Here is a 9,787-nt window from a genome sequence, read left to right as displayed (position 1 = left end):
AGGGTGAGGGTGAAATTGGCGGGCAATATTATTACTCTTGCTAAAAACCTTAGAAAAAGAGCTACCACCCTCCCCTAACCCCACCCAACAAGGGAGGGGAAGCTCTTATGCCGACGCTGTCGGTACAAAAGGAGATGAAACTTAACCCATAGCACTATAATCTGTAATGAGCTTACTTTTTTAACTTGATTTTGAGTAGATACGTGGGGAGATACGCTGATGCTGGAAGATCGGTTTCGGAAACCCAACTTTCTTAGTCTCGCCGAGAGGGAAAAAATTGTGGAAAAGATAAAAGATTATCTTTCCCAAAAGGAGAAGATTGTCTTTGCCTCTCTCTATGGCTCCTTTGTAAGAGATGAACCTTTTAGAGATATAGATATTGCCTTGCTTATAAAGGAACCTATCCAGGACTGCCTTGGTTTGGAGTCAGACCTATCTTATGAGATGACAAGTGTTACAGGCTATCCAGCCGAAGTCAGGATTATAAATAAAGCGCCGGTGGCTTTGCAGATGGCCGTCTTACGAGAAAGAAAACTTCTCTTTAGCCGGGACGAGGAGAAACGGACCGACTTTATCCAGGATGTGGGAAAGAGATACATTGATTACTCTCACTTGAGAGAGATGGCTATGTGATGATGATAGACCAGGATAGAATCAGTAAGAATAAGCTGGACATCATCAGTGTATCTGATCAGATGGAGGGTCTGGTCAAGCAGGCGGAAGCGGTATTTTTAGCCGATTCCAGAAACAGCCAGGCACTCAAATATCTCCTGATAGAAGCCGTGGAAGCCATGGTGGATACCTGTCAGCATATCTTGGCCAAGACAAAGGGAATAGCTTGTGAGGGTTATGTGGACTGTCTGGTAAAGGCGGGCCAGGAAGGCCTCATCTCTTTGTCCCTTACTAACAAACTTAGGCGGCTGGCTAACCTGCGAAACAGCCTGATTCATCGATACTGGATTATTGACGAGGCCCAACTTTATCATCAGACCGCCGCCCACAAGGCAGACCTCAGGGAATTTGTCCGGGAGATAGATAATTACCTCGTGTCCTTAAAGGCACAAAGACACAACCTCGATCCTCGATGCTCGATCCTCGATCCTCGATCCTCCATACTCGATACTGGACACTGAATCCTTTACCAGCATCGAGCATCCAACATCGAGCATCGAGGATCGAGGATCGAGCATCGAGCATCGAACATCTAGCATCGAGCATCGAGCATCCAACATCGAGCATCGAGGATCGAGCATCGAGCATCCAGCATCATGTGATGAACGGTTACAGTAATTTAAATAACTATGGTGATAGTGGTTGATATCGGCAATAGTCGCATCAGTATGGGGATATACAAGGAAAGTCAGCTTCAGGGCCATTTTCATCTCCCCACTCTTTCTGATAAAATCGAAGAAGAATATAAAAGCCGGTTTCAAGATGAGATCAAGCGAATAGTCGCCTCGAAAGAAATCCCCCCCGGCCCAACTCGAAGCCCGAAACAGTCCGCCATCCCGGGTACCCACGAAGTGAGGGCGCCATCCGCCATTCGCCAGGCGGTCATCTCTTCAGTGGTCCCTCAACTGACCCCTGTCTTTGTTCGGTTAATAAAAGACTGCCTCGGGATAGCCGCTACCGTGGTGAATCCCTCCTTAGACGCAGGACTAAAGCTGGGTTACGATGACCCTTCCCAACTTGGCTCGGACCGACTGGCCAATGTAATAGCGGCCAGAGCGCTTTATGGCTATCCGGCCATTGTCATTGATCTGGGGACAGCCATCACCTTTGACTGCCTTTCGCCAAAGGGTGAATATCTGGGGGGGATAATTATGCCTGGTCCGGGGTTATCGGCCGTCGGCCTGTCGAACCAGAGTGATTTGTTGCCATTAGTAGATATTGCCAAACCAGAAGCCATTATTGGGAAGAACACGGCTGACTGTATCAGATCCGGGATCTTTTATGGCACCATTGCCCAGATAGAGGGGATAGTGAGAAGACTCAAATCTGAGATAGGCGGAGAGCCAAAGATAATAGTTACTGGCGGCTGGTCAGCCTTATTTGCTCCTGAATTAGAAGGAAGGCCGGAGATTAACCCCTCTCTTACCCTGGAAGGCTTGAGGATTATTGGCGAGCGGGGGCAATGATCTATCCATCAATAAGGGAATACATTCAAAATGAAGCCATTGCCCGGGATTATGACTCTTACTATTCGGGCCTCGAACTGTTTCAACTGGATACGAAAATATTAGATGACATAATCCGGGAACAGGGCAAGATATTAGATGTCGGCTGCGGCACAGGCAGACATATTATTCACTTTTTGAATAAGGGCTTTGAGGTGGTCGGCCTTGACCTTTCCGATCACATGTTAAAAATAGCTAAGAAGAAAATAGAAGCCCAAGGCCTGAGGCCCAAGCTGATTAAGGCTGATATGCACAACCTCTCCTGGATGAGGGAGAGGTTTGATTACATTATTGTAATGTACAGCACCTTCGGATTGATAAAAGGCAGGACACTCAGGATCAAGGTATTAAAGGACTTATTTAAACTGCTCCACCGCAACGGCCTGGTAATTATCCATCTTTACAAACAAATTTTGGGGGAGGCCCTAAAATTTCTCGATTATAAATGGTATCTGAGAAATATTAAGTGGCTGTCTTTTGATTTTGAGCCAGGAGACTTTTTAATAAAGGATTTTAGAGGGATTAAGGACTTTTACTACCACCGGTTTACTCTTTCCGAGGTGAAAGAATTATTTTCCCTTGCCCATCTTAGATTAAGGAAGATTATCTATATCCACAGAAATAACCAGCGGTTATCCGCCAATCTCCTGGAAAGGTTCTTGTCCTATTCGGTGATAGTAGTTGGAGACAGGATTTCCTTTGAGGAGGAATTAAGGGCGAGACTATCGATGCTCGATGCTCGATGCTCGATACTCGATGCTCGATCCTGGATACTGGATCTTTTACCAGCATCGAGGATCGAGCATCCAGCATCGAGCATCGAGCCATATCCGAAAGCCTAATGTTTCCTGACAACTTTCCCTGACAGAATGCCGGTAGGAATGCCTTGATCGACCGCTATCCGGCCGTTTAAAATAACGTATTCGATGCCTTCCGGGTACTGATAAGGTGTTTGGTAAGTAGCCGTATCTTTGATTAGTCTGGGATCGAAGATGACCAGATCAGCGAACATCCCTTCTCCGATGAGACCTCTATCGGGAAGGCCAAAACGAACGGCCGGCTGGCCAGTCATCTTGTGAATGGCCTCTTCCAGGCGAAGTTCCTTTTCTTCCCGGACATATTTAGCCAAAACCCGGGGGAAGGCGCCAAAGGTGCGGGGATGAACTTTGCCTTCAACCAGAAGGCCGCTCTCGTGTCTGGCTGAGGCATCAGAGCCGATCATACAGTAGGGCTGCTTTAGAATACGTCTCAGGTTGGACTCGCTCATACTAAAATAAATGGCCGATGTCCCGGCCTTTTCTTCTATCAATAAGTCGAGCAAGCATTCAAAGGGAGTAGTTTCTTGGAACTCAGCCACTTCAGAGATTCTTTTCCCTTCCATCCACTCGTTTCCCTTATGAGCCACGCCGGAGATCATTATCTCATCCCAGTCTGTATCTTCTATTTCCTTCTTCAGCCGCTGGCGGGATGAGGGGTCTTTAAGTCTCCTGATCTCCTCTTCGATCCCTCCTTCATAGACCCAGGAAGGAAGCACCGCATCAAGGTCGGTAGCCGCAGCCGCATAAGGATAACGGTCAGTGCCGAGGTCTAATCCTTCAGTCAGGGCTTCATCTATTAACTGAAATACCTCATCTATCTTGGGGTGATTTTTCTTGCCGGCCGTTTTCAGGTGAGAGATTTGAAGTTTAACCCTGGATTCCCTCGTGATGGCCAGGGCTTCCGTTACAGCTTCCAGGAGGCGATCTCCTTCACCTCGGATGTGGCTGGCATATATTCCCTCAAAATCAGCCACTACCCGGGTTAGGGCAATTAGTTCTTCCATAGGCGTAAAACAACCGGGAGGATAAAGGAGTCCGGAAGAGAGTCCAAAGGCCCCCTCTTCTAATGATCGGACCAAGAGGGATTTCATTTCCTCTATTTCTTCGGGAGTGGCTGGTCGATTTTCGTAGCCGACAATCGAAGCCCGCAGATTCCCCTGTCCCACCAAGGGGACAAAGTTAATCCCCAATCCGCCGGATTGAAGTATCTCCAGATATTCTTCCAGATATGACCAGGAAGAGGTAAGGCCATAGGTTATTTTTCGGGATTCAAGTTTTTTTTGGGCCTGGCTGAGGGCCGGGGCGCCGGAAAACCCGCAGTTGCCTCCGACTTCTGTGGTTATTCCCTGGCGAATCTTACTGGGGGCGCGGCGGTCAACCAGGAGGGTAAGATCAGAATGGCCGTGAACATCAATAAAACCAGGCGAGACCACCAACCCACCCGCGGTGATAACACGCTTGGCGGCGGCTCCTTCCAGGCCGCCAACAGAATAAATCCGTTCCCCTTTGGTCCCCAGATCAGCTAAAAAAGGGGGGCGGCCTGATCCATCCACTATTAAACCGTCTTTGATAATTAAATCATACATTAATCGGCCTGGTGGTCTGTGACATTTGATTTGATGGGTTCGTCTCCTCCAGAAGCAATCCCCCTCACCTCCCCCTCACCTCCCCCTCACCTCCCCCTCACCTCAGTCCTCTCCCCCAGGGGAGAAGAAGAGCGGAAGTTCCCTCTCCCCGCCGGGGAGAGGGTTAGGGTGAGGGGTAAAGAGACTTTACCCATAATTTCAGGTGTCACAGAGCACTAGTTCATCGCCCCTTAATCCCTAATTACCTTGGGCACCTTAAAGTATTCTTCTCCGGCATCGGGCGCATTAGCCAGGACTGCTTCGGTAGGGAGGGAAGGTTTGACCTCATCCTGGCGCAGGACATTCTTCAGGGGCATAGCGTGGGCCGTAGGCGCCACTGCCTCGGTATTTAATTCATTGATCTTCTCCACATAACCCAGGATATCGGTCAATTGATGACTGAATTTCTCAATCTCTTCCTCGGTAAGTTCAAGTCTGGCCAGATTGGCTAAATGCTCTACTTCATCTCGACTGATTTTCACGGTATTATCTCCCCTCTATCTTCGTAACTACTCTAAAAGCCTTCCACCTTCAATAACGACGCCTGGCCACTTGGCTATTGCCTATTGGGTGATTGCCCTGTTTGTGGTTGGGCATACGCTAAACAGATACATTTCAACTCATTCTGGTATAATACTATTTTATCCGCGCTAATCCGTGTTAATCCGTGGCTGAATAATTACATTATTAGTAAGCGTTCAGCCACTAAGGCACAAACTCGATGCTCGATGCTCGATCCTGGATACTGGATCCTTTACCAGCATCGAGCATCCAGCATCGAGGATCGAGCATCGAGGATCGAGCATCGAGCATCCAGCATCGAGCATCCAGCATCGAGGATCGAGCATCGAGGATCGAGCATCCAGCATCATGTGATGAACGGTTACCATTATTAATTGATTATTACCCGCGGTAAGGTCCGAATCTTAATTTCCCTCCCGCCAGGGTAATAGTTATCGGTTCAGTAATAGCTTCTTTAATGTGCTTTGTTTCCGTTCGAATAGTCAACTCCACGCCGGGATATATTTGATTTAAGACATCAATCCTCTCTGACTCCTTTTGATTATAAGTCCCCAGTCGATTTTCCAGAAAAATACGCTGTTCAATATATCGCTGGATAAGGGCGGTTAATTCATTGGCCTTAGCCCGCATGCGGATTAAGGCCTCCTGCTTTTCAGGAGGGAATTTACCTTTTTTTTCCTTAAGCCGCTCGAGGATAACCACGCCTAATTTTGTCTCTTTGAGGTCCTGTTTAGCCTTTTCAAGACGTTTTTCCAGACGTTGTAACTGTTCCTTGATTTGATAGTGTTCGTCTACTTCAAGTTTGGTTGAAGTGAAGAGGCGATTACCCAATCTAAGGGCTGATATTCGTTTTTTTGCCCTCACCCGGCCGCCAATAATAGCCCCCCTTTTCCCCACCAAAGCCACCATTCCTCCGGCATCAACCCTCGAATGGAGGATTCCATCATGCACAATGACATTCCCTTCTGCCTGCACCCTCGAGTTTTCAATAAACTTAGCCACCACATTTCCTTTGGCCTTGAGTTTAGCCTTGCTTCTCCCTCTTACGCCGGCGCCGATAATTATATTTCCTCCAGCCGTCAATCGAGCCCCTTCCACGGAGCCCTGGATCTGAATATCACTGCCGGCTTCAATTTGAAAATCATCCCCCACACTACCGCGGACAATTACCCCCCCCACAAAACGAATATTTCCTATGCCGGTATCCACATCTCCCTTGACTTCGTAAAGAGGCTCCACATTCAACCGTTCATTGACAAAAATGACTTGCCCGTCAATTTGGGAAAGGATACTGTCTCCATCCTCTGAAAGGCGGGTATTTTTACCTAAGGGCAACTCCATTGGTTCCGGAGGCGGAGGCGGGATAGGTTGACCGGTTATTTTTTGGCCAGGCTTCCCCCCACCTCCCTTTACCCGAACGGCTAAAACCTCTCCGGCTTCAACATTCTGAATGAGGTTCAGCTCCTTAAAGTTTACCCGTCCGTATTCATCTTCGATAAACTTTATCGGGAGAGGCTCTATGGCTACCCTGTATTTAATCTTATCCGCCTCCCGAGGTTGAGGAGGTATCTCTTCAGCCACGGCAATCGGTGTGTTAAATTCTTTGGAGAGAAAGATCTCCTTAATCTTATCCTTGTTTATTCCAGCTACTACGCCCTTTTGCTTCAGGGTATCAACTACATCATCCGGGCCAACCGCTATTCCACCCTGCCGGGGAGGGTAGATAGTGGCCAATGCCCGGCTCATATCAGGGGCAAATTCAATCAAAATCCGGCCATCACGCTTTGGATCAAGTTGCCTGTGGCTGATCCGAACCGGAATAGCTTCTTTTTCCAAAACAGCTTGTTTGACCAGCTCAAGATTAATATCGATATATGCCTGCCTTTTTATTTCAGATAAGACCTCTTCGACAGGTATTGACCGGCCTTTGCCTCGAGGGGGGAAGACCGTCAGAAATAGACCACCTTCGGCATTAGTCAACTGATATAAACCATCGGCATGCTCGACTGCCGCCGGAAGAACTTCTTCAGCTTCCTTCTTTCTTCTCCTTTCTTCTTCAAATTCCCATGGTTTGTAGGAAATAGTGGTGGGGAAGAATCTTATGAGAAGGAGCCTGCCCTCGGCTATCTCCCCGGTTCCGGGTAATTCTTGCCAGCTAATTTCATTTATTGGCAAATTAAGCAGGCTGGCGGCGCGTTTTCGGCCATCTTCCAGGGAGGAAGTCCTTAAGACAATAGAGGCGAGAATTTCAGCCGGCGTAGGTGTATAACCCTCCTTCGAAGGTTTGAGCACCGTCCGCCTAAGGCGAGGGGGTTCATACTCCCATATAACTATTTTTTCTTCTTTGCCCTGACCTAGGCTGACACCTTTCATGAGACGGTCCACATCCATCCGAATTTCACCTACATTTACCTTTGTCCCCTCATGAAGGAAACCCTCAACGGCTATCTTTCCCCCGGCTTCAACCGTAAGCTGGGCCGCCGTATGACCGTCCTCTCCCACGGTTCTGGCATTTATTTCTTCCCCGGCCGTAATACTTCCCCCGGCTATCACCCCTTTAGGCCCAAGGGCCACTACTTTTTTTCCTGCCTTGACTTGACAATCTCTAATCTCGGCAATAACCACATTCCCTAAGGTTTCAATATCTGCCTCCCTGGCGGAAGCCGCCAGAATATCTCCCTTGGCTTCTGCTTTGCTCCGGCTAATATTCCCCTTAATTTTAATCCCGGCTGATGATTTTAAAGTAACCATCTCTACGTCTCCCTTAACCTCTATTTCAGAGGTAGCAGAAAGGGAAACATTTTTCATGCCCTCTTCGACGACCACCCGACCAGTAAAATCGCCTCCTTTGGCTAAGGAACTCCCTTTGAGGTGATGAACCGCTTCTACACAGACCCTGTTTCCTTCCCAAATAATTTCTCCTTCTTTGGTGGCCCATAGATGAAGCCCATCTTTAGACAGAGCAGCTCCCGGACCGGTAATAATTTTGGCCTCATAAACCGGCGGAGGAGGAATAGGCTCTCCCGTGACTTTTTCCCCGCCTTTGCCCTCTTCAGCCGGCACCCTCGTAGCTAAAAGCTGTCCCGGGAAGGCCTTGGCTCCCTCTTGAGATCCGCACCGATAAGCTAAATAACCGTCTTTACCAGGCTGAGGAGCCACCCCTTCAGCAATAAGGATTTGTTTTTCAAAGGTTCTATTATTTAAGGCCTTTTTGATAGCTATTTCATTTATATTTTTCACGCCGGCGGAGTTTAACACCTTGAAACAATCCTCAAAGGTGGCTTCTTCCCCTGTAATGGTGGGACGAGGGATAACCAGATAAGCCATAACCTGGTTTTCGGAAAATTCTACTTTGGGCAGGGCACGTTTAATGATGGCGGGACCAATCTGCTCCAGGATCTGCTCCAGATCCTCCCTTTCGGTCTTTATAGCCGGTATCTCTTTTTTCGGGTTCATAGGCATATTGTAACTATTCAGCCACGGATTTACACGGATGAAACACTGATTTTTAGTAACCGTTCATCCCTCGATGCTGGATCCCCGATGCTCGATGCTCGATCCTCGATGCTGGTAAAGGATCCAGTATCCAGGATCGAGCATCGAGCATCGAGTTTGTGCCTTAGTGGCTGAACGCTTACGATTTTTATTTTATCCGTGTTAATCAGTGGCTGAATAATTAAAGGCGGGTTAATGACTTAGGAATAGATGTTGTCATTTCAACCATCGTTAAAGGGTCTTAAAAACGACCTTGGAGACTAATCCTAAAAGCAAAAGAAAGACTATCTCCACGGCAATAACAGGTATCGCCCAGGTTGACCAATCAATAGATTCAAATTCTACTCCCTCATTTATCCGTTTGGCGGTGAGATAAGCATCAATCGGACTGTATACCCACAAGGCTAAGGCCACCAGGCTTAAAACAAAGACAGGCATCTCTCCTTCCGCCTTACCTACGGCGGCCAGGAACTCGAGGGTAACCGCAAAAACCGTTGAAGTAAACCAGAGGATCATTAAGGTAAGCCCTTTAAAGTAGCGGCCAAGATAAAGCTGACCTAATCCGATCCAGATCAGGGAAAGAAAGGCAGCCAGCCCCGGACTCTTCTGAAGCTGTTTACCGGCCGACATCTCCTGACGAACCCTCTGCCTGATCCTTTCCTCCGCCATAATCCGCTCTATTTCAACCCGGTCTAAGCCTCCTCCAGTCAGATGGATACCACAGTTAGGACAAAAATTAGCTTCGACCGCTATCTCGCTGTCACACTGAGGACATCTTTCGGAGGGCGCACCCACTTTGTGGGTACCTGGGATGGCGGATGGCGGATTTTCTTGGCTATTACTCTGAAAATGTCTTTGCTTCTGGTCGTCCATTTGATTTTCACCCCCTGGGATAGCGGATTTCGGATTTCTGAAATCGTAACTACTCAGCCACTAAGGCGCTAAGACACAAAGGCAATAGACAATAGCCAATAGGGAATAGGCAATAGGGAAGAATGCCTTATTGGCTATTGGCTTCTGTAATCGTAACCGTTCAGCCACAGATGCACACAGATGAAACACGGAAAATCCGTGAGCCGTGTCCGTGATTAGGGTCTGTCCTTAGGCTGTAGGGACAACCCTTGTGGTTGTCCGTCTACGGAACGGACAT

The 9,787-nt window shown here is 48.1% G+C and carries 10 protein-coding genes; 4 read left to right on the top strand and 6 right to left on the bottom strand.

Features of this window, described 5'->3' with window-relative positions; translation table 11 throughout:
• Window positions 1-219 precede the first annotated feature (219 nt).
• Entirely contained in the window at window positions 220-633 is a 414-nt protein-coding gene (locus tag AB1797_10325; GenBank protein ID MEW5767999.1) for a nucleotidyltransferase domain-containing protein, read from the top strand.
• Window positions 633-1,133, top strand: a complete 501-nt coding sequence (locus AB1797_10320) for a DUF86 domain-containing protein (protein ID MEW5767998.1) — start codon at window positions 633-635, stop codon at window positions 1,131-1,133. Before AB1797_10325 ends, AB1797_10320 begins: the two co-directional genes overlap by 1 nt.
• Here the strand turns inward: AB1797_10320 and AB1797_10315 are convergent.
• Entirely contained in the window at window positions 1,053-1,376 is a 324-nt protein-coding gene (locus tag AB1797_10315; GenBank protein ID MEW5767997.1) for a hypothetical protein, read from the bottom strand. The genes AB1797_10320 and AB1797_10315 overlap by 81 nt on opposite strands.
• Here AB1797_10315 and AB1797_10310 point away from each other — a divergent pair.
• Window positions 1,341-2,138: a type III pantothenate kinase gene (locus AB1797_10310; GenBank protein ID MEW5767996.1), complete on the top strand. Its 798-nt coding sequence runs from the start codon at window positions 1,341-1,343 to the stop codon at window positions 2,136-2,138. The genes AB1797_10315 and AB1797_10310 overlap by 36 nt on opposite strands.
• Window positions 2,135-3,019: a class I SAM-dependent methyltransferase gene (locus tag AB1797_10305; GenBank protein MEW5767995.1), complete on the top strand. Its 885-nt coding sequence runs from the start codon at window positions 2,135-2,137 to the stop codon at window positions 3,017-3,019. The genes AB1797_10310 and AB1797_10305 overlap by 4 nt, the downstream gene beginning before the upstream one ends.
• Here AB1797_10305 and AB1797_10300 read toward each other — a convergent pair.
• The 5 genes from AB1797_10300 to AB1797_10280 all read right to left on the bottom strand — a co-directional run bounded on the left by AB1797_10300 (window position 3,016) and on the right by AB1797_10280 (window position 9,510).
• Window positions 3,016-4,581, bottom strand: a complete 1,566-nt coding sequence (locus tag AB1797_10300) for a D-aminoacylase (GenBank protein ID MEW5767994.1) — start codon at window positions 4,579-4,581, stop codon at window positions 3,016-3,018. The genes AB1797_10305 and AB1797_10300 overlap by 4 nt on opposite strands.
• A gap of 230 nt (window positions 4,582-4,811) precedes the next feature.
• Window positions 4,812-5,102 (bottom strand): Asp-tRNA(Asn)/Glu-tRNA(Gln) amidotransferase subunit GatC, encoded by a 291-nt coding sequence (gene gatC, locus AB1797_10295; protein ID MEW5767993.1) that lies wholly within the window; start codon window positions 5,100-5,102, stop codon window positions 4,812-4,814.
• A 216-nt stretch (window positions 5,103-5,318) separates the two neighbouring features.
• Window positions 5,319-5,468, bottom strand: a complete 150-nt coding sequence (locus tag AB1797_10290) for a hypothetical protein (GenBank protein ID MEW5767992.1) — start codon at window positions 5,466-5,468, stop codon at window positions 5,319-5,321.
• Between the two features lie 55 nt (window positions 5,469-5,523).
• On the bottom strand, window positions 5,524-8,598 hold the full coding sequence (locus AB1797_10285; protein MEW5767991.1) for a FapA family protein: 3,075 nt from the start codon (window positions 8,596-8,598) through the stop codon (window positions 5,524-5,526).
• A 270-nt stretch (window positions 8,599-8,868) separates the two neighbouring features.
• Complete coding sequence (locus tag AB1797_10280; GenBank protein MEW5767990.1) at window positions 8,869-9,510, bottom strand: zinc ribbon domain-containing protein; 642 nt, start codon at window positions 9,508-9,510, stop codon at window positions 8,869-8,871.
• Between the last annotated feature and the right edge of the window lie 277 nt (window positions 9,511-9,787).

The organism is bacterium, assembly GCA_040753085.1.
Classification (GTDB): Bacteria; UBA9089; JASEGY01; order JASEGY01; family JASEGY01; genus JASEGY01.
The sequence above is the reverse complement of the archived record's forward strand: the minus strand, read 5'-3'. Positions and strand labels throughout refer to the sequence as shown.